The organism is Weissella minor, assembly GCF_001437425.1.
Taxonomy (GTDB): Bacteria; Bacillota; Bacilli; order Lactobacillales; family Lactobacillaceae; genus Weissella; species Weissella minor.
Genome location: NZ_JQCD01000017.1, coordinates 18,727 through 37,312 on the forward strand (window position 1 = coordinate 18,727; position 18,586 = coordinate 37,312).

The following is an 18,586-nucleotide window of genomic DNA, read 5'->3' on the forward strand; positions in this document are numbered from 1 at the left end:
AACAAAAAAGACGAGCTGTAAACTCGCCAAAAATATGAATATGGTCGACTGTTGCATTTTTTGCAACTGTCAATGCTACCAGTAGGATTCGAACCTACGACCCAAGGATTAAAAGTCCACTGCTCTACCAACTGAGCTATAGAAGCAACAAATCATTCAACAATCTAGACTATAGCCAGTACATGTAGTCCACAAGCTAAGCTGAACGATTAACAGTATTGTACTACTGTCAGAGCATACGCTATTGTTTACACCCAATAGCAGGAATATCGCCGCACAGCAGCGTTATTATTTTGCCCACTCACTTCTGAGACTATCTCCGTGAGCCATAAGGACTTTAGGACTAACAACCCAGCGACTTCGTCCATAGTTTAAGTTTGTGTGAGGTCATTTGGTCATTCTTGGATGTGCGTAAAGCACTCGATGTCTTTAAATGACACTCACATGTGCACTCTAGGATTTATGTACATGTTAAGGCCACGATTGCCTTAACAATATTATCAACAACTCACAGTCGCCGTACGCACGCTGATGCCATCGGAACCTAGACAATTAAGTCAGACCTTCGCGTTATTGATAAATACACCGGTAAGGATTTGCACCTTACATACAGCTTTTCAGCATTGGGGCTGCATACCCGTTATATGTGCGTCTACCTATTCCGCCACGGTGTATAAAGCAAGCACCGGATTCCATTTTACAATGAATGCTTGCCAGTTATTCAAATATACAGCCGACGCTGCAACAGACACGGCAGGAATCAAACCTGCAAAGATACCTAAGTATGTGGCTTTACCATTAAGCTACGTGTCTTGCCATTTTATAAGGATTCTCATTACTCACGTCAAATGGCCTCGCCCTAATCATTCAACACTACTATAATAACACCTAACGTCTCCACTCGGTGTCCGATAATCCTCCATAGAATGTCCAATTATTTAAAAACTCGATAATCATAAATATCTGAAAATGCTTCAGCAAACTGTAAGAACGAATCATTGATCAACTGGTGTCCACGACTTGTGGAATATCCTAATCGTTCTGTTACTTGCATCCAACTAAGCCCTTTAAAGTATCTCGACTCTAAAACATCACGATAAGGGAACGACATAGCCTCACAAGCTCTGACGATGTCATCTAACGTTTTTCTTGCGTATGAGTAGTTGGTTAGCTTATCATCATTAGAATTGCTCACAGAACTCCCTGTTGGCATTCCTGATATAATGGGCGACTTAATACTGACATAAGAGATGTGCGCCATATTCTGCAATCGTTTAAAATCGTGTTCAAAGAAGTCCCGTACATTTGCAATAGTCTTTTCTTCATCAATCTCTGGTAATAACGCCACTCCCTAAGCCCTCCATGGTATAATTGAATTACTCAAATCAATTCGAAGAGCGTCTAGCAAAAGCTGGGCATTTTTTGTGTTATGATAGCTATGCATGGATTGTAGTTTTTCCTTGTTAAACAAACTCTATATAGCCCAATCCATGTAACACCACTTTCCCATTAAGTGGTGTTTTTATTTACTTCAAAGTCTGATTTGCCAATTGCAATGCTAACAATCGAGGCTCTTCGTCCGGTACATCCATCAACGTCTTCCCATAATCTGCGATCAATTCAATTCTAAATTCATGAATCAAGCTAAGTTTTGCTTTTCGGCTTTTTGCACGCATTACTGCATTAGCTAAACTATGATCAGCATATGCCAAACCTGCCTCATAACTCTTTTTAGTAACAATTTGTCTTAAAGCAGCAACTTCCATGTTCAACTTTTTAGCAATTTCAAAAATAGACAATCCCTGGCGATGATAATCAATGTATTTGTCATATACCTGAATCGCTGTTAATCGTTTATTTTTGTTGAAAGTTTTTGCTCTGTGATTTCTCATTTCTGGATGTTCACGATTAAAACGTCTGACATATCCACCTTGATAGTAATAACCTTTTCCACGATTCCTATTACGTGAAATATCGTCAATACTTTCCCCAGCCAAACGCCGTTCTTCAAATACACGATACTCTTCCTCGTCTAACTTCCCTCGATAAGTACGTGCTGATGTTACTTCATAATCATGCGCTCTACGTCCACGTAATTCTGGAAAATCAGGATGTTCATCATTGAACCGTTCCACATATCCATTTCTAATATAGTAATCTGTTCCATGACTATATTGGGTTGCAATATCACGTAGTGTCATACCACTTAGACGGTCTTTTTCAAATTGCTTATATATCAATTCATTCATATTGCCGCTCCTTTCTACAGTTTAATCTATTTCAATTGATTATTTCTATTCTTTTGTTAGTTTTAAATTAACTGCATTGTACATGTTTGTTCATTCATAGCTCATCATCGTCTTCTGATGCACCTTCACTGATTTCTTCATAAATAAATGGTCCAACAAGCATCGTCGTCACTATTCCTGCAAGAACTAAGTCAAATGTGTCTAGTGTCTCAAAAACCCAATCGAACAGTGTTAATGTTACAGCCGCTAAAAAACATAGACAAAAAAATATTGTGATTACTGCCAGTATCCAATTAGTTATATTTTTAATCATCTTCACTTACCTCTTAACTTCTCAATATAATCTAACGCTTCTTGCTCAGTTCCAAATAATGAATCCATGTAATAAGTCTCACCTTGACCCATATAAGGGACCTCCTCCTTAATGGTATGCCAGAAAAACTTATTCTTATATTTAATAATCCAATATCTATAACCCCACGGTACTACTTTATACTTACGCATTAGTCACTTACCTCAATCAATTCTGGATTATCGTGGGTATTGTACGATGTATTTTTCATCAGCCTCGTAAATTGCTGCATCATCTACTTGACCAGAATAACGTGTCTCTGTTTTACGATCATATCCCACAAGCGTTGCACCTTTATGCTTAGACATAAAAGTATTCACTTCTTTAAGATTTGAAAAACGTTTAATCTGATAAGTCAGTAACGTGTTTTTAATTTCATCACTGGCCGTAACTGTACTGTTTGTACTAAATATGCTGAATGCTATGATAGAAAAAAATATTAATACTAACTTTTTCATTACTCCTCTACCTCAATTAATTCAGGATGTTTGAATGCGTCGGCGTATCCATGTTCGTTTGACAACAACACTTCTGGTTTATCTCCTCGATAATCCACAATACCAATTCCAATGCCATCAGTTTCTCGCATTTTCATAATAGCCATCGCAATTTCTTTTTCAACCGGAACAGCTTTTGCATATGTGTCACATAATCTGTCTACTAACATTGCCATAATCGCTTTGTATTCTGGTTCAATATCATAACTGTTAATCTGTTTCATCGCTTCATCCAATGTCATTATTATTCTTCCTCCAAAGATTTCTCGAATCTTTCTAACATTTTTTTAGCAGCTTCTAGTTCATTTATATCCTGTTCTGCGTAATGAATAGAAGCCACCCAATCCTCGTGTGTAGTACCTGGGTTATCTTCGTTACATTCCTCATCACCATCTAGACCACGAATACAATAATTAAGTTCATCGTTTGCATTTTCCAACATGCTGTTAATATAATTCCAAAAATCATCAAATTTTGTCATTACTTTTCCACCTCAACTGCTTCTGTTTCTGGATTCGTCCACAGTTCTGCTCCTTCTTTGGTATCGAATTTAACAATTGGACCAACAAAATCATAATCGATTTCATATGTTGGTAAATCTGTATCCTCTGAATAAATTAGGTATTTATAATGATTTTCTCCATCATGATTGATACTCCGCACAATCCACTTCTTAGGCTTCTCTGCTTTGAATTGTGGGTCGTTTAACCAAACGTGCTTAATGAGCTTTAGTTGTGTTTGTTCACTGAGAGTATTTTTATATAAATAGTTAGCTAATTGTGGGTATGTAAAAGATAACATACTACGATGATAACGATTGAAAAGCTCAAAAGGAGAACCGTCCCTACAAAATTCTTCAAGCTCATCCATCATCTCTTGAGATACTACTTCTAAATTGTCTTCACTCATGCTTACTCTCCTTTTATCTTGTCTTGCATTTACACCTTTAAGCACAGGATGCGTTTTAAACTCGTTTTCACCCTATTGTCGCTTTGTTTGATAGCGTTTCTACCTCACCGAGGGTAAATACACCACTTTACATTAAAAGCTCTCAAATCGCCTTTATTTGCTTTGTGCTTCAATCAACCATTTATCGATGTAGTACATCATGTCGCTGTACGCATCAATTGCGCCTTCTGCGTATAGGTCATCATTCTTATTTTTCTTCTGTCGCTTGGCTAACCAGCTGATACGTTCTGTAGCTCGTTCGCTTAACGTCTCTCGTAACGTCTTGCTCATCTATCCATCCTCCGAATTAACCAAATAAATAATGCGATTAGGCTGCCCCAGCCTATTAATAAAAACCAAATCATGCTTTCTCCTACTTAATTAATTTCTGCATATCAATAAGATACGCATTTGCTTTATCACGTTGTTCTACCACCCTATCAATCCCGCTCACGAGCTTTTCGTACAATTCTGATACATTATTCACATCATCACCAGAACGCAACTGATGGGCTAATAAGTCCAAATTCATCAAAGGCACGTACATGTCTGATCCAAATTGGATTTGCTTGTGCTTAATTTTTCCCAATGCCATTTGTTCCAAGTCCACTTGTGCTTGCTTATCAGTCACAACATCTTCGATGTCAACATGTTCTGATTTCAGGTATACCGTCAGAATTGTCTTTGAACTAGGCTTAATCGCCATAAACACGTCATTACTTCGCCAAAGTTGTTTACCTTCTGATTGGTCCTGTATCTTTTCAGCATGCTTATTAAATGCCAACAACCAGGCCGTAATGTGACTACTCGTTGTCATAAACCGCTCATGTAAACGTCGCTTAGCATGTTCTGTAATCTGATAGGTTTCTATCTGTTTGATTCCCACCTTGTTCTCCTAATCCCCACCGCTTTACCCGCTTTCGCTATCCTTATTATTTAAAACAATCTATCTTGGTGCTGATCTGCACGATAATCTGCATACAATACTTTTGCTGTTTGTTCACCGTATTCTAAAACCATTTCATCCCAAGTACGGCATCCATGAGACTCAAGCCATTCTTTATACTCACTATATTCGCTCATTGTTTTGTTCCTCTTTCCGTAATTGCGTTAAATCTAGGCTGTGTATATCAATATCAGTCACAATTTGCGGAACAGAATCTTGATTTAGCATTTGCTGTTCACTCTTGTTAAATTTCATAAACTGATCATAATTCTTTGCCCCCCAATCGACTGCGTTGCTTACAATTGTGATTGCATAACTGACTGGCTTCTGAACTTTACCTAGATTGGTTTTGTCTATTGCGTCTTTCAATGCATCATCAAACATTGCATTTAGTTCTTTGACTGAATCAACATTTTTAACTAACGGCAATAATCGCTTCGTCACTACTGCTGAATATTCATTTTGGTTTTGCAGCTTGTTTTCGTTGAATGCTTTTTTCACGTTTGTATTAATGACTTGTTCATCATCATCCTTAGTATTGTTAGTATTTGGTTTATTAGTATTGGTTAAGTCAGTAATTGGTAGTGTTGGATTAGCCTGTGTAGGCTCACCCTGTGTTGGCTCAGCCTGTGTAGGAAAATCCAACATAGGCTCATCTGATATAAACCAATCAGAAGTTGTAACTTGTCCTTGCTTATTACGACTACGTTTGCGCCTTAGATAGCCATAACGTTCCAGTTCCTCAAGCCCTGAACGTAAACTATCACGCCCATCTCTTTCAGAATGTTTAGCTACCTCTGTTTCATAAAACTGCCAGTCTTCAGATTTTGAATAAAGATACTGAAATACTCCCCGAGCTTTCCAAGTTAACCGTTCGTCCTCAATAACCGTATTGGAAAGCATCGTAAACCTTTGTTTTCTAATTTTAGTCATCTTTGCCATGTCAATAACTCCTAAAACGGTAAGTCGTCATCTGAAATATCAACTTCTCGGCCACCCGCAAAAGTACCATTGGTTGGCATACCTGCATTTTGATTTTGTGCGTTATACACATTACCTGCCGCATTATTTCCAAATGCATTGGGTGTTTGTGAAGTATCCCCAAATCCACCATTATTCTGTGGTGCTGCATTCTTACGTTGTTCACTCTCCGCTCGGCTCTCGAGTAATGAGAAATTATCTACGACGACTTCTGTCACATATACTTTTTGACCTTGTTGATTCTCATAATTACGTGTTTGAATCCGTCCCTCTACTGCAATCAATGATCCTTTTGACGTGAAATTAGCTAGGTTCTCTGCTGATTTACGCCAAATTACGCAGCTAATAAAGTCTGTCTCACGTTCTCCATTCGTATTTGTAAATTGTCGGTTGACTGCTAGATTAAAGCTCCCTACAGCTGTCCCAGAAGTCGTGTACTTTAAATCAATGTCTCTCGTTAGTCTACCGACTAGTACGGTTCTGTTTATCATCGATTTGTTTCATCCTTTCATAAGTCATAATGCCTAATTGATTTAGCATTTTAGGTTCTAAATAAATTCCTTTAACGTGGTATAACTCTGAAAAACTAAGCCAGCCCATATTCTCAGCTTCCTGATGATGAATCCGACACAAGGCCACCAATCTCTTTTCTCGATGATCTGCTAATGCTCTAAATTGATTATTTCCAATTGCATCAACGTGATGTACATCCGCATGCTTCCCACAAAGCACACAGCTTCGATATTTGAGCGATTGATACATATATATGTCCAAATCATCTTGATATGACAAAGCACTCTTAGACAGCGGAATATGCCATTTAAGCGCATAGTCTAATAAAAAGCTAATGAAATATCTTGCCGTCGTCATATCAACATCTTTAAACGAAAATTGTTCAATTCCAGTAGCACCTTCAAACATGAACATCATGGTGTCTTTAAACACACTGTCTTCATAACCACAATAACTAGCCATATCATGCATTAAAGCAAATGCCTTCTTTCGTTGTACTGCACTAATATGTCGGTTATCAGGAATCTGTAAAACGGCTTCTGGCCTATCTTCTTGGGTGTACAAAGATAAGGTTGCAAGTTCTTCCAAGTTCTCTGCTGCAAAGCTCACAACATTCCCTTGCACACCTAACATGCGTCCCCAAAGTTCCATTATTTTACCTGTCCTCCAAGCCAGTTCAGAACATTTTGTTTGGTCTGATCATCTAGCTTTGCAAATGCATAAAAATCATGGATAGGCATATTCAGGCCTGTACTCATTTGATTGAAAAATGTTTGTTCATCAATATTTAAGTTGTTAACGATCTTATTTTTTAAGACGCCAAATTTTGAATTTAGTGGATTAGATGGCTTTTTATTTTGTTGATGTGCTTCTTCTACATCAGCATCTTTAGGTTGGGCCAAATTTCCGTCGTCATCAATTTCTGATGCAATACCAAACACCATTGCAAGACTGTACCGACGAGCATACGTTTGACCTGAACCATTAGCTTGTGGGTCTAAAGCTGTTTGCCACCCTTGCCCTCTGACTTGTCGCGCGCTAATAATTGCAGACCCACGATATACTTTTGTTTCATCAGTCGTCATAATCTCGGTGAAAATGTATTCCATACCTTGTTCATTTGTCTCGGTATATTGAGTGTAAGTGAGCTGGATGTCATTTTCTTTAATCGCCTTATCAATTGCTGTATAAATGGCGTCTAGCGTTACATAGTCACTTTGAAACTGTGGATTTTTTCCATCTTTTTTTGGTTGGTCAAACGCCTTCCTAAACGCAAGCATTTCTGTAAAAACATTATGTTTTTCTTCTGCCATAACCTATCCTCTACTTGATATTTAAACGGTCCCCTTGCTCAATTAAATTAGCAAACTGTTCCCCGTTACTCTTTTTCCATTCGTCAATAATTTCTTTTTTATCAATGACTGTTTCGGTCTTGGTTTTGACATACTTTTCAGGAACATCATCAATTGAAATGCCACCTTTAACATGTGGTGGATTCTTCTGAATACCAAAACTAAACAGCTCCGTATTAATTTTCTTGTTATCAGTACGTTCCATACTTTCTTTTAAAGCTGCTTTCATTGCTTTAATTCGATTTGTATTTGACTTTTTTCGTTGCGTCAAACGATCAGCTTGTGCCTTAATAGCATCATTTTCTGCTTCGAATTGTGCAATCATCTTTGCATAGTTATCAGCCTTCTCATAGATGGTTGTATCAATCGCTTCAAGCGTATCAATGTACGTTTCATCATCTAAATCATCACGATTAAACACTTCTTCATATGCGGCTGTTAGTTCATATAGTGTCTTCATTACTACTCCTCCATCATTGTGTATACTTGTAATTCAGATAATCCATCGTATTCATCGTCTGGTGGGTCTAACGGCTTATCAGGTACTTCATTCATTTGCCTGACCTCATTTTTTTATGCTATAGTTTAGGAGTTAAAAACTCGCCAAAGTTAATTAACTCCTAAGCGTTCTCTGTTGTAGCAGAGTGCGCTTTTTTATTTATCCATTTTTCATCTGTCCGCCCTAATAAATAGTCCAAGCTAACGCCAAAGTAATCAGCAATAGTACAAAGAGTCTTCAATTTTGGGTTCCTTAAGTCATGCTCATATCTGCTGATATTGTTATCAGTCACACCTATCTCATCTGACATCTGTGCTAACGTTTCACCTTTCGCTTCACGCAATTCTTTTATTCTATTCATCAGTTCTCCCCATCAAATAGTCGAGTGATACATCGTAATAATCGGCTAGTGCAATCCATGCCTCTTTATCCGGTTGATGTTTGCCCCGTTCGTATCGAGACAAAGTATTAGGATCTATTTTTAACTGTTCACTAACGTATCTTTGAGTTTCACCCAAATCCAGCCTTAACTGCTTTAATCGGCTAACCATTTTGAATGTTCCTTCCGAATGACTTCCGCTTGCTGTTTTCCATTTGTTAGCCAAACAATTGGATAAGCGCTCATACGCAATACCGCCATAAAAATGTTAATTATTGGTTTCTTGTACTTATCCCATGTCACTTTCATTCCGATTAATGCAAATGCAGATATTACTGTTACAAATAAAACTCCTGTCATTTGTATTCCCCTCTCCCATACTTTCTTAAAAGCTCTAACGAAAATCTGCTTGGTACTTCTTTACTTTCAACCCCCATAGATCTAAACAACGGGTCAACTCTTATTGTTTCGTTGAATTTCGAAGTGCTTAAGCTCATTAGGCTTGCTGCAGTTTGACAATCAACCCAGATTAACTGTTCGACGGGTAAATCCGTTTTAGCTTTTCCCATTTTCCTTCTCCTACATCCAATTCAAAGTAACCGTTTTATTCATGAGGTCAAGTTGTTCAATAATGATGCCCTCTTTTTCAAATTTGCCTTTATTTGCCATTACAAAATTAAATAGCCGATCTTCTGATGTATTTTTTTCGTAACTAAGCGTTTCCCAATTTTCAGCGGCCTTTTCTAAATCACCTTTGATTTCATCCCAAAATTCGTCAAACTTCTTATTGGCTTTATTTTTTAGTTCTTCCTGTAATGTCATGTTCGTACCTCTTTTGTTTTATAATTTATCTACTGGCTCATTTGCTTAGTCACTAATAAATCATTTTCGATATTTTTTTAACCCACGTTTCCAAGCTAAAAAGATAAATAAAGCTATAACAAATAGTAATGTGCTTGCCCCAAATAAGAACATTGCTATTTTTGTTTGCCAAATTAAATAGGCTAATAGCATAATGGCCTCTAAGATGGTCCCGAGTGATAGCCACCCTAACGCAAGCATTCCTTTCAACTTTTCTTTTTCTCTTTCATAGTTGTTCATCTCTATGCCTCCAATCGTGCACGCATCTTCTCTACTGCGCCATCTGTGTAGAACCAACGTTCATCTGCATCTTGAATACGATCAATACCTTCACGTAACCCTGTCCGGTTAGCAATCGTTCCAACCTTTGTTGGAGTTAATCCAAATCGTTCGGCAATATTTGTCGCTGTTAGATAGAACTCTGATAAATCAGGCGTATGTGCAATCGGTACAGCTTGCTTAATCGGTTGTCCAATGAATGTTTCCACTTCCTTTTCTAGCAACAACTCGGCTAAGTCATTTCGTTCCAACTTATCTGCCTGCTTCATCGCCAAACGGAACTCTTTCATTCGTCCGTTTTCACACTGCATCTTGTAAGCTTCCGCTGTGATGCGTTTTGTCTGTTGGTCAGGCGTTTCAACTTGGAAGAACTGTTGTTGTGCTTGTTGTTCAAGTTGCTTCTGCATATCGTCAAATTGCTCAACGAACATAACCTTATATTCCATGAATTTTTTATCAGTAAATCCACCAGCTAAAAGCGAAAAACCTTTTTGATTCATTTTGTACATACGATACGTCTGATGGTTTTGTTCATTCACATACTCACCAAGCTCAAAATACGCCATCGCCTTTTCTTTTAGGGTCTGCGTAATATTGCGCAGACCCTTTTCAATAATGTTGTCAATCGCTCTTAAAACGTCTCGATGCTCTTTATCAAAATACTTTGCTACTTCCAAGGACGTTGTCATTGGTTCGCCATTCTCTACAATAATTACGTTATCCATCGTTATGCCTCCTTTTTAACCTGTTCTTTTTTAAAAGCAATGTAATCTAATGCATCTGACCAGCGTTTCTTATCCAGATCAGTGGCAGTCAAGCCCTTGCCAACAATCATTTTTTTAACCAACGTACTCATTGGTGTTTTCTTCAAACCAATTTGTTTTCCAACTTGCTCTTGAGAAACTTTTGCTTCTGCAAGTTCTTGACGCCAATCCCATTTATCCGACATTTTTCTCCTCCTTGTATAATTAGTTAACAAAGTTAGTTGACTTTACCAGTTTTTGGCACTATAATTACACACATAAACAACCCTTTATTTATCAGGGTTTCAACATATTATCTCTTTCGCCTCGTACGCTATAAAAGATAATTTTTTTATGTTGTGTAACATCGTTTACTAACTGCTACAAGAAATATAGTACACCATAACTGGTATTTTGTAAATCACAATTTTACAGTTTTTGGCACTTTTTTCTTTAATTTTTTGGAGAAAACACTGATATGACGCTATTAGATAGAATAAAAGAAATTTCAAAAAAACGAGGACTGTCTGTGAAAGAAGTATCAAAAAGGGCTGGATTCGGAGAACGCACTATTTATAGATGGGATACTAATAACCCATCAACTGAAAAAATTAAGGCCGTCGCCGACGTCCTAGGCGTATCAGTAGACTACCTATTAGGTAACGCAGATGAGATGCATACTAAACAAGCAGACACTTCAAAGCCTATTGAAGTGAACCTTGATGAAGCTCTACAAGACAAGGGTATGGTCATGAAATTTAACGGTAAAGACTTATCTGATACAGCTAAGCGTGGAATATTGAATATCCTTGAAATGCTCGAGGAGGATAAGCATGATTCCAAATAATCTTGAGGAAGTCGAAGCTTTATTGGATATGAAAATATATCAAGCTGGTATTCAACTTTTTGAAGATGAATGGGAATCAGATGATCCAGACGTGGCCTTTAGAACAAATGATGATGAATATCTTATTATTATGAACACCAATTTTAAGACGCCTTATACTCGTGTACACCGAAAAGCTCATGAATTTTCACATACCTTATATTCTGATATACAACATGGTGAAGCTTATCACTTTTCACCATATTTAAGAAATAAGGATGAAGTTGTGGCTAACCACGGTGGAATAAAAATATTAACTGAAATAATCTACCATGAAATGCCTCTTGAAGAACGTGATTGGATGAAATTCATGGATGTCATGAACCTTCCAATAGAGTATGAATCTATTGTTCAAGAATGTGTACGCACTGCTTAACCTAATTTCAAATAAAAAACCACCTATAGGTGGCAAATCAAATGCTAAAATCTTCAATATTTCAATTTGAGTCATACTGAAATTGGCTTTAAACGTCAACCAACCTTACCCAAACTGCTTAAAACGCACGTAATGTTCGTATACCTCTAGGAGAAATAAAAAATTGTTAAACCTCAGCATCCTTTTACTAATAATCTTTACTTGCACTTTATTAATTATATTTTCTATCAACTCAGGAACTAAATCAGAAAGTAAAGTTAAAACTGAACAAATAAAAACAGAAATATTGTACCCAGAAACCACGTCAAAGAAATCTAAACGGATTAATACCCAGTTGTGTAACTTACCCGGTTTCGATTCTTTTGGAACAAAAAAAGAACTGTCTTTGCTGCCCGACATCTTAAACGATACGGAAAACATAATTTACGTAGTAAGCGGTAACGCCAAAAACGATGGTTTATTTGGGATAAGTTCCATTTTACTTGTTTTGACTGATCAACGTTTAATCATGTTCGATGCAGGTCTTCTATACGGATCAGAATATACGGAAATACCTTTTGATCATATACAAGGGGTCTCCCTATCATCAGGTTTGGTACTTGCAGATATACACATTGAAAATGGGCGACGCCAAATCAATATCATAAACGTCACTAAACCATTTGCGGCTTATTTTGTTGATCAACTTAATAAGAAAATTAACGAAATCAATTTTTCTAAAAACAATCAGAATACAATTAGCTCTCCAGCCGACGAATTACAAAAATTGGCTAACTTATACGAAGACGGTATTTTAACAAAACAAGAATTTTCAGATCAAAAGAAAGAGTTATTAGGCAAATAAAAAAAGCCACCCTTTCGGATGGCATACATACGTGTAAATCTGAATCACGTTAAAAGCTGTAGGAGATTTTTTTGGCATACTTACTATTAATTTTAGCGATGATTGGCATAATTTTAGGCATTTTCATACTAAATAATGAACAGCATAAAAAAGCAGGAATATTTATTATAATAACTTGTTTTATCACAACTATCTTGTCTATTGCATTGATGATGTACACACAAAATGTATCAGACAAAAAAGAAGCTCAAGAAGCTTCTATTGAAAGCAGCATCATGAAATCAGTTGAAGAAACTTCATCAGGATCAAATGAGTCAGATAAAAATTCAACCGAAATCAGTTCGGATGAAGATGTAGCAGATGGATTTGATTCAAATTATGCACTGGAAGATTTCATTCAGGAAAATACATCGTATTCAGACGTTAGCGTTAAAGGTACATACGTATCTGATCCGTATACATGTGTAATCACGATAAATGATACCCATGATTTTCGAGTAGTTATTTCCAATGTATTAGAAGCTTTCCACGATCATGCAGATGACAAATTAAATAACTTTGATGAAATTAATATACAGGTAAAAAATGATAGTCAAACCTTAAAAACTTCATACCCAGTATCTACTGTTATGTACGATAGTGGTGTATATCGGCCTTCTAAAGTCGAAGGATTGGCTACTCAATGGATCATTAGATAAACAAAAAACGCATATCCCCCACTCCGCTAAAAGTAAGGATATGCGCCCCCTCGGGTTTACTCCCGTTTGATTATTATATCAGACCTGAGTATGTCTTTAAACTACTCAATTATTAAAACGGAAGGTTAGGTTTAAATTAACATGGCTTATATCACAAAGCGCGGTAACTCATGGTATGCTAGAGTATCTGTGAAACTCAATGGAAAATATACCAAGAAAAATAAGGGTGGTTTTAAGACAAAAGCACAAGCTACAAATTGGGCGAAATTACAAGAAAGCAATAAAGTTACCGGTAATATTACTATTCCTGATAAACAGCTGTATCCTGCTTATTTTCGCAATTGGGTAGACCTATACCGAGCTGATGCTACAAATTCTGCAAAAAGATGGTATAAATTTGCTGCAAAAGTCTTTGATGAGTACTTGGGAAACGTTCGCTTAGACCAAATAACTCGCCCGATTTTACAGCAGTTCTTAAATGAATTAGCACTCAAATATTCATTTGCCACTGTTAAGAAGATAAAAACTTACCTGACACAATCTCTAAAAACTGCACTATATGATGATCTCATTTCAAAAGATCCAACTACAGATTTAAAGTACGGTGGCCAAAAAGGGAAGTCAAGTGAACTCAAATTTTTGGAAGAACCACAAATGCGTGCATTAATTACTGAAATCGAAAATAAGCCCCTTCCTGAACGTTCTGAAAGCGACATGATGATTTTATTAGCCTTACAGTCAGGGGCCCGCTATGAAGAACTAGCAGGGCTTACATGGTCAGATATTATGTCAGGAAACAAAATATCTATTAACAAAGCTTGGGACCAAGTAGATAAAATTATTAAACCAACAAAAACCAAGTCTTCAAAGCGTAATGTTTCAATTTCTCCAAGTTTTATTACTGACCTTTATTCTTGGAAGAAAGGTCACAACGCATCAGATTTTGTTTTCCAGGTTGAAGACACAGATTATCCCCTCACAAGTGCATCAGTCAACAAACAACTGAAAAGATACCTAGTGAAAATCAAATCACCAAAAGTGATTACTTTTCATGGACTGCGTCACACTCATGCAAGCTGGTTACTTTCACAAGGCATTGACATTAAATATGTTTCCGAACGATTGGGACATTCATCAATAACCATGACTCTGGAGGTTTATACTCACTTATTACATAGTACTCGAAACAGTGAAGATGAACGTTCAATCAATTTATTAGAAAATCTATGATTTATTTTGTGTCTAATTTTGTGTCTAAAATTTTAGGAATGTGTGTCAAATCGCGGTAATCTGCGGTAACTAATTAAGTATTTGGAATTTAAGAAAGACCTATATACCAGTATTTATAGCGGTTTAAAGCCATTTACAAAAATGCTCATTGTTCCCCCCGGGTTCATTTTATATACCTTATAAAGTTTGATATATAGGTATTTACTCAAATATTTGACCAAAATTTGACCAAAATCGAATTTTGATTCCAAATAAAAAAGCCTAGTAAGTAACTCAGTTAAGAGATACCTACTAGGTTTTTCATTTATTTATCTTGTAAATCTTGTTGTAGCACATTCCAAATCGTCAGATTGTCTTTATAGTGCATCACCACTTGATAAAAATACTCAGATTTTGATTGTTTCTTTGCAGTCTCACGCGTTACGATGCCCCAGGTTCCTCTCGCCGCATCGCTAAAAGGTGTCCCATACACTGATTGAGATGCTTGAGCGGTTAGTCGAATCTTATCGCCTTCTTTAAATCGTTTCATATCTGTACCTGCTGCCTCCTTGGCATATTTAATAAGCTTGTTGGTATCCAAACCACCAGGACAAGCCGTTGCTGTAATTTCTCCGTGCGTTTTGATTGTTGTTCGGTCAATTGGTAAATTATATCGCTTACAAATATCCGCAACTAACTTGGCTGACTGACGTAATGTCTTATCTGAAACGCCCCAGGTAGGTGCTCCAGATGAGTTCACATGTTCTAATCCGATAGAAAGTTGGTTAATGTTTGCAATCTTTGGGACATCACTCCCTCCCGTTCCGCCAGAATGATAGGCAACATAATTTTCGCCCAAACATCCAATAATCTCGTTATCAGTAATTTCATAATGTGCTGACGTATATGATCCAGTCCCTTGAACCCAGGTATTCATTGCAGCGTCCTTATTAGTTGTCGCATTATGATGGATCACAATGTATCGAATCGCGCCACTACGCAAACCACCATTGTACATTACCTGCGGATTCTTACTTGTTGTTGTTTTTGAATATACTTCGCTCATATTAAATTCCTTTCTATATAAAAAGACCACCGATTTGGTAGTCTTAAAGTTTCTTATCATTTTCATTTGGCAACGCTTCGTCTGTATGAACCGTTCCCACACGTTCTTTTTGTTCTAACTTCTTTTCATCAAAGAAGCGACGCCACTCTTCTTTGAATGGTAACCCCATTGCAATCCAGTTTTCTAAAACACTACCAGCTTCTGATAATGCTAAAAATGCAATCAGCCCATCGGCCACGGATCCATATCCTATAATGTCAACAAAGGGATATATCAGCATGGGTACAATTAAAACCATCACATGTTTCGTAATACCTGCAAGGCCAATGGTTGAGTTAAATTTTTTTAATGCAATGGCTCTGCCAAACCCTAAAATCAAATCCGCAAAAACTAATGCGACAAGTAACATGTAGTAATTTGAGGTCCAGCCCTTATCAAAGGAACGTGCCATATTATAAAATACATCCATTATTTCTCCTTTCCAGCGCTTCTTTATGCTGAGATTTGAAACGCAGACGCCTTTTTTCCTGACGTCTCAAAACAGTCAAGCTAACATTTCACGTTGATATCTCTAAAGTAGTCCGTCTCCCCCTTAGACCGTTTAAAAATTTGCAAGCCAACTATTCTTTGAGCATTCCGTTTTACTGTACTCACATAAAAATAATTTCCATAAATTGGTCTTACTATCTGTCCACTTTGCTTTTATCAACACTATCATTATGCTAGGCATGACTAAGCCAAAACGTGCAACAATCCCGACCGAAAAAAAATGACGTCAATCATTTTGTGATTTTACGTCATTTTTTTAATTAAGATTCATCCGAAATAACCTGTCGTGCGTAGACTCGTTTTAATTCATCGCGCCAACGCCTAGCAGTACTTTCATTAATGAAATGTAATTGCGCAATATATTGCCAAGTTAATTTATTTCGATAATATTGGTAAAAAACCTCTTTATGTTCATCCGAAAACATATCAACACACTGTTGAATGTCTTTCTTTTGCTTTTTTAACTGATTCAAATACTCATCTGATTCAATCTTGATCAAACCATTTTCGACTTGATTAAATTGCTTATTTTTTGCTCGACCGCCACCAATATTTTCATGTGTCTTACCAGTCTGCCTTAACGTAGCTTCTCGCATTTTTATCTCAACATCCAGCCCACCCGAAAAAAAATGCCTTAACATCTTATCGTACTTATCCGCCAATATTCTTACCTCCTTTTAACTGAGCATGCGATTAGCTAGCTGTAGTGCTAATAATCTCGGCTCCTCATCAGGTACTGCCATCAATGTTTTTCCATAATCTGCCACCAATTCAGTTCGATAATCTTGAATATATCCCAGTCTTTCTTGGCGTGTTTTCGCTTCAAGAACGTGATGGGCTAACTGTGTATCAACATTTGAAAAATCATTTTCTAAGAAATTTGCTGCATTATCAGCATCACTTAACAAATCATTTTGACTACCATTTAATTGCTGCATTATTTTGTGCTTTGTTTGACAGGAATCTGACATCATTTTTTTATACTCCACACTAAATAATAGTCGTTCAGCCATCGATTTTTTCTTATCATGTGACATCCAATTCTCAAGCTCTAAAAATAAATGACGCTGAATTTGATCAACATGTCCATTCAGAATTGCATAAATTAGAGCATCCCTTACACCCAAATCATGCGCCAACATTTTACTTGTATAGTCAAATTTTTGCATGGCAGACTTTAACGCCAATCGAAATTCAGTTGTAATGTTTACCATTTCATCCCCTTCCTAAAATCAGTTTAAACGTACTAGCCTCTTAAAAATACATTTAAACTTAACTTTGTGTTAAAATTTTACTATCCCTTTTGGTTCTTTGGTCTGATTAACTAGTATCGTTAATTGACTATTACTAAATTTAGTAATATGATAGTAAACATAGTAATCCAGCTAAAAAAGAGCCCGTTTAGGCGCCGACTATTAATCTAGTAAGTCCTTTTTAGTTGTGTTTTCTTTATCAACCTGTCAACACAATTACTATATTACTAAATATAGTAATTGTCAAGCATATAAACTACTATATTTGATAAAAAGGAGCCTTTCAATTATGTTATTTGATCGTATTAAGGAGACAGCTGATAAACAAGGTCTCTCGTTAACCCAATTAGCCACACAAGCAGGCATCGGAAAAAATGCTATTTATACTTGGAAACCCTCAAAGCAATATAAAAATGGGGTTAAGCCTCGTACAGAAGCCCTTCAGGCCGTCGCAGATGTTCTGGGTGTTTCTGTCGATTATCTCCTTGAGAATACATCTGAATCATTTACAGATACCCATCTATCCCAAACAACCCCTTCAAATAATTTAGATGAATTATTATCAGAAGAAGGCATGGCCATGTTTGATGGAAAGCCGTTGAGCGAAGACTATAAAAAGGCATTATTAGCAATGCTTCAAACAATGGAAAAGCGTGATAATTAGCCTATGCATGAAGAATTATTTAAGCAATTACTCTATATCGCACAACAATCTGACATCAGCATTAAAGAAGTCGCTGGACTGCCAACCGATCCAGATGTTGCCTTCTGCAAGCAACGCATTATTAATATTAATCATAATTTTAATAGCAATATTAGCGTTGCTTTTCGTTTAGCCCATGAAATCAGTCATATTCAATTTTCACAACCTTCTTTTCTATACACATTTTCACCCTATATCAACAATAAAGAAGAACGTATCACCAATGAGCATGCCATTCATATGATTGCGCGCTTAGTCTATTGCGACACCCCCAATGAGTATCGTAATTGGGCTGATTTCATGGATGAATTTAATTTACCAAGTTGGTTTGAACCACTCGTTAAAGATATTATTTATGACTAAACACAAAAAAACATCGCTAGTCCCATTGACTAACGATGTT

At 36.8% G+C, this 18,586-nt stretch carries 35 protein-coding genes and 2 tRNA genes; 7 read left to right on the top strand and 30 right to left on the bottom strand.

Translation table 11 applies throughout. The features are described 5' to 3' along the window. Window positions 1–73 precede the first annotated feature (73 nt). From IV67_RS01375 to IV67_RS01480, 26 genes are all read right to left on the bottom strand, one after another. A tRNA-Lys gene (locus tag IV67_RS01375) sits at window positions 74–146 on the bottom strand. 599 nt (window positions 147–745) lie between these two features. After that, a tRNA-OTHER gene (locus IV67_RS09175) sits at window positions 746–813 on the bottom strand. A 121-nt stretch (window positions 814–934) separates the two neighbouring features. Then, the gene (locus IV67_RS01380) at window positions 935–1,348 is read right to left on the bottom strand and encodes an ArpU family phage packaging/lysis transcriptional regulator (protein ID WP_057786386.1); all 414 of its coding nucleotides are present in this window, start codon (window positions 1,346–1,348) and stop codon (window positions 935–937) included. 178 nt (window positions 1,349–1,526) lie between these two features. Then, on the bottom strand, window positions 1,527–2,249 hold the full coding sequence (locus IV67_RS01385; protein WP_057786388.1) for a hypothetical protein: 723 nt from the start codon (window positions 2,247–2,249) through the stop codon (window positions 1,527–1,529). A 94-nt stretch (window positions 2,250–2,343) separates the two neighbouring features. Further along, entirely contained in the window at window positions 2,344–2,562 is a 219-nt protein-coding gene (locus tag IV67_RS01390) for a hypothetical protein (RefSeq protein ID WP_057786390.1), read from the bottom strand. Window positions 2,563–2,564: 2 nt separating this feature from the next. Then, the gene (locus tag IV67_RS09180; RefSeq protein ID WP_157050264.1) at window positions 2,565–2,753 is read right to left on the bottom strand and encodes a hypothetical protein; all 189 of its coding nucleotides are present in this window, start codon (window positions 2,751–2,753) and stop codon (window positions 2,565–2,567) included. 27 nt (window positions 2,754–2,780) lie between these two features. Beyond that, window positions 2,781–2,909: a hypothetical protein gene (locus IV67_RS09545; RefSeq protein ID WP_269082753.1), complete on the bottom strand. Its 129-nt coding sequence runs from the start codon at window positions 2,907–2,909 to the stop codon at window positions 2,781–2,783. Window positions 2,910–3,058: 149 nt separating this feature from the next. Further along, a complete protein-coding gene (locus IV67_RS01400) occupies window positions 3,059–3,340 on the bottom strand; it encodes a hypothetical protein (RefSeq protein WP_057786394.1) in 282 nt (93 codons plus the stop codon). A 2-nt stretch (window positions 3,341–3,342) separates the two neighbouring features. After that, a complete protein-coding gene (locus IV67_RS01405) occupies window positions 3,343–3,579 on the bottom strand; it encodes a hypothetical protein (protein ID WP_057786396.1) in 237 nt (78 codons plus the stop codon). Next, window positions 3,579–4,007, bottom strand: a complete 429-nt coding sequence (locus IV67_RS01410) for a hypothetical protein (protein ID WP_057786398.1) — start codon at window positions 4,005–4,007, stop codon at window positions 3,579–3,581. Before IV67_RS01410 ends, IV67_RS01405 begins: the two co-directional genes overlap by 1 nt. A gap of 153 nt (window positions 4,008–4,160) precedes the next feature. After that, window positions 4,161–4,337: a hypothetical protein gene (locus tag IV67_RS09185; protein WP_157050265.1), complete on the bottom strand. Its 177-nt coding sequence runs from the start codon at window positions 4,335–4,337 to the stop codon at window positions 4,161–4,163. 82 nt (window positions 4,338–4,419) lie between these two features. After that, complete coding sequence (locus IV67_RS01415; RefSeq protein WP_057786400.1) at window positions 4,420–4,932, bottom strand: hypothetical protein; 513 nt, start codon at window positions 4,930–4,932, stop codon at window positions 4,420–4,422. A gap of 50 nt (window positions 4,933–4,982) precedes the next feature. Then, window positions 4,983–5,129 carry a hypothetical protein gene (locus IV67_RS09190; RefSeq protein WP_157050266.1) on the bottom strand — a complete coding sequence of 49 codons (147 nt, stop codon included), beginning with the start codon at window positions 5,127–5,129 and terminating at the stop codon, window positions 4,983–4,985. Then, window positions 5,116–5,934 (bottom strand): hypothetical protein, encoded by an 819-nt coding sequence (locus tag IV67_RS01420; protein WP_057786402.1) that lies wholly within the window; start codon window positions 5,932–5,934, stop codon window positions 5,116–5,118. Before IV67_RS01420 ends, IV67_RS09190 begins: the two co-directional genes overlap by 14 nt. Before the next feature lie 11 nt (window positions 5,935–5,945). Further along, window positions 5,946–6,464: a single-stranded DNA-binding protein gene (gene ssb, locus IV67_RS01425; protein WP_057786404.1), complete on the bottom strand. Its 519-nt coding sequence runs from the start codon at window positions 6,462–6,464 to the stop codon at window positions 5,946–5,948. Further along, entirely contained in the window at window positions 6,436–7,137 is a 702-nt protein-coding gene (locus tag IV67_RS01430; protein WP_057786407.1) for a putative HNHc nuclease, read from the bottom strand. Before IV67_RS01430 ends, ssb begins: the two co-directional genes overlap by 29 nt. Continuing rightward, entirely contained in the window at window positions 7,137–7,799 is a 663-nt protein-coding gene (locus IV67_RS01435) for an ERF family protein (protein WP_057786409.1), read from the bottom strand. The genes IV67_RS01430 and IV67_RS01435 overlap by 1 nt, the downstream gene beginning before the upstream one ends. A gap of 10 nt (window positions 7,800–7,809) precedes the next feature. Continuing rightward, window positions 7,810–8,298: a siphovirus Gp157 family protein gene (locus IV67_RS01440; protein ID WP_057786411.1), complete on the bottom strand. Its 489-nt coding sequence runs from the start codon at window positions 8,296–8,298 to the stop codon at window positions 7,810–7,812. Between the two features lie 160 nt (window positions 8,299–8,458). After that, window positions 8,459–8,698: a helix-turn-helix domain-containing protein gene (locus IV67_RS01445; RefSeq protein ID WP_057786413.1), complete on the bottom strand. Its 240-nt coding sequence runs from the start codon at window positions 8,696–8,698 to the stop codon at window positions 8,459–8,461. Further along, window positions 8,691–8,888, bottom strand: a complete 198-nt coding sequence (locus IV67_RS01450; protein WP_057786414.1) for a helix-turn-helix domain-containing protein — start codon at window positions 8,886–8,888, stop codon at window positions 8,691–8,693. The genes IV67_RS01445 and IV67_RS01450 overlap by 8 nt, the downstream gene beginning before the upstream one ends. Next, the gene (locus IV67_RS01455; protein ID WP_057786416.1) at window positions 8,873–9,076 is read right to left on the bottom strand and encodes a hypothetical protein; all 204 of its coding nucleotides are present in this window, start codon (window positions 9,074–9,076) and stop codon (window positions 8,873–8,875) included. The genes IV67_RS01450 and IV67_RS01455 overlap by 16 nt, the downstream gene beginning before the upstream one ends. Next, window positions 9,073–9,285: a hypothetical protein gene (locus tag IV67_RS01460; protein ID WP_057786418.1), complete on the bottom strand. Its 213-nt coding sequence runs from the start codon at window positions 9,283–9,285 to the stop codon at window positions 9,073–9,075. The genes IV67_RS01455 and IV67_RS01460 overlap by 4 nt, the downstream gene beginning before the upstream one ends. A 10-nt stretch (window positions 9,286–9,295) precedes the next feature. Next, window positions 9,296–9,538, bottom strand: a complete 243-nt coding sequence (locus tag IV67_RS01465; RefSeq protein WP_057786420.1) for a hypothetical protein — start codon at window positions 9,536–9,538, stop codon at window positions 9,296–9,298. Between the two features lie 60 nt (window positions 9,539–9,598). Continuing rightward, on the bottom strand, window positions 9,599–9,817 hold the full coding sequence (locus tag IV67_RS01470; RefSeq protein WP_057786422.1) for a hypothetical protein: 219 nt from the start codon (window positions 9,815–9,817) through the stop codon (window positions 9,599–9,601). A gap of 2 nt (window positions 9,818–9,819) precedes the next feature. Then, the gene (locus IV67_RS01475; RefSeq protein WP_057786424.1) at window positions 9,820–10,581 is read right to left on the bottom strand and encodes a Rha family transcriptional regulator; all 762 of its coding nucleotides are present in this window, start codon (window positions 10,579–10,581) and stop codon (window positions 9,820–9,822) included. A 2-nt stretch (window positions 10,582–10,583) separates the two neighbouring features. Then, window positions 10,584–10,805, bottom strand: coding sequence for a hypothetical protein (locus tag IV67_RS01480; RefSeq protein ID WP_057786427.1), 222 nt, complete (start codon window positions 10,803–10,805; stop codon window positions 10,584–10,586). 272 nt (window positions 10,806–11,077) lie between these two features. Between IV67_RS01480 and IV67_RS01485 the strand changes: the two genes are divergently transcribed. The 5 genes from IV67_RS01485 (at window position 11,078) to IV67_RS01505 (ending at window position 14,633) form a co-directional block, all read left to right on the top strand. After that, window positions 11,078–11,446 (top strand): helix-turn-helix domain-containing protein, encoded by a 369-nt coding sequence (locus IV67_RS01485; protein ID WP_083486639.1) that lies wholly within the window; start codon window positions 11,078–11,080, stop codon window positions 11,444–11,446. Further along, window positions 11,433–11,861, top strand: coding sequence for a hypothetical protein (locus IV67_RS01490; RefSeq protein ID WP_057786429.1), 429 nt, complete (start codon window positions 11,433–11,435; stop codon window positions 11,859–11,861). The genes IV67_RS01485 and IV67_RS01490 overlap by 14 nt, the downstream gene beginning before the upstream one ends. A gap of 163 nt (window positions 11,862–12,024) precedes the next feature. Continuing rightward, entirely contained in the window at window positions 12,025–12,705 is a 681-nt protein-coding gene (locus tag IV67_RS01495; RefSeq protein WP_057786431.1) for a PH domain-containing protein, read from the top strand. 71 nt (window positions 12,706–12,776) lie between these two features. Further along, window positions 12,777–13,403 carry a hypothetical protein gene (locus IV67_RS01500; protein ID WP_057786433.1) on the top strand — a complete coding sequence of 209 codons (627 nt, stop codon included), beginning with the start codon at window positions 12,777–12,779 and terminating at the stop codon, window positions 13,401–13,403. Between the two features lie 141 nt (window positions 13,404–13,544). Next, on the top strand, window positions 13,545–14,633 hold the full coding sequence (locus IV67_RS01505; protein ID WP_057786435.1) for a tyrosine-type recombinase/integrase: 1,089 nt from the start codon (window positions 13,545–13,547) through the stop codon (window positions 14,631–14,633). A 304-nt stretch (window positions 14,634–14,937) separates the two neighbouring features. On the opposite strand, the gene IV67_RS01510 is transcribed toward IV67_RS01505, so the two are convergent. The 4 genes from IV67_RS01510 to IV67_RS01525 form a co-directional block, all read right to left on the bottom strand. Then, window positions 14,938–15,678 carry a peptidoglycan recognition protein family protein gene (locus IV67_RS01510; protein ID WP_083486640.1) on the bottom strand — a complete coding sequence of 247 codons (741 nt, stop codon included), beginning with the start codon at window positions 15,676–15,678 and terminating at the stop codon, window positions 14,938–14,940. 43 nt (window positions 15,679–15,721) lie between these two features. Beyond that, window positions 15,722–16,147 (bottom strand): phage holin family protein, encoded by a 426-nt coding sequence (locus IV67_RS01515; RefSeq protein ID WP_057786437.1) that lies wholly within the window; start codon window positions 16,145–16,147, stop codon window positions 15,722–15,724. 340 nt (window positions 16,148–16,487) lie between these two features. Then, complete coding sequence (locus tag IV67_RS01520; RefSeq protein WP_057786439.1) at window positions 16,488–16,889, bottom strand: DUF722 domain-containing protein; 402 nt, start codon at window positions 16,887–16,889, stop codon at window positions 16,488–16,490. A 15-nt stretch (window positions 16,890–16,904) separates the two neighbouring features. Further along, window positions 16,905–17,441, bottom strand: coding sequence for a hypothetical protein (locus IV67_RS01525; RefSeq protein WP_057786441.1), 537 nt, complete (start codon window positions 17,439–17,441; stop codon window positions 16,905–16,907). Between the two features lie 328 nt (window positions 17,442–17,769). Between IV67_RS01525 and IV67_RS01530 the strand changes: the two genes are divergently transcribed. Then, entirely contained in the window at window positions 17,770–18,144 is a 375-nt protein-coding gene (locus IV67_RS01530; RefSeq protein ID WP_057786443.1) for a helix-turn-helix domain-containing protein, read from the top strand. Between the two features lie 3 nt (window positions 18,145–18,147). Further along, entirely contained in the window at window positions 18,148–18,546 is a 399-nt protein-coding gene (locus IV67_RS01535) for a hypothetical protein (RefSeq protein WP_057786445.1), read from the top strand. Window positions 18,547–18,586 lie beyond the last annotated feature (40 nt).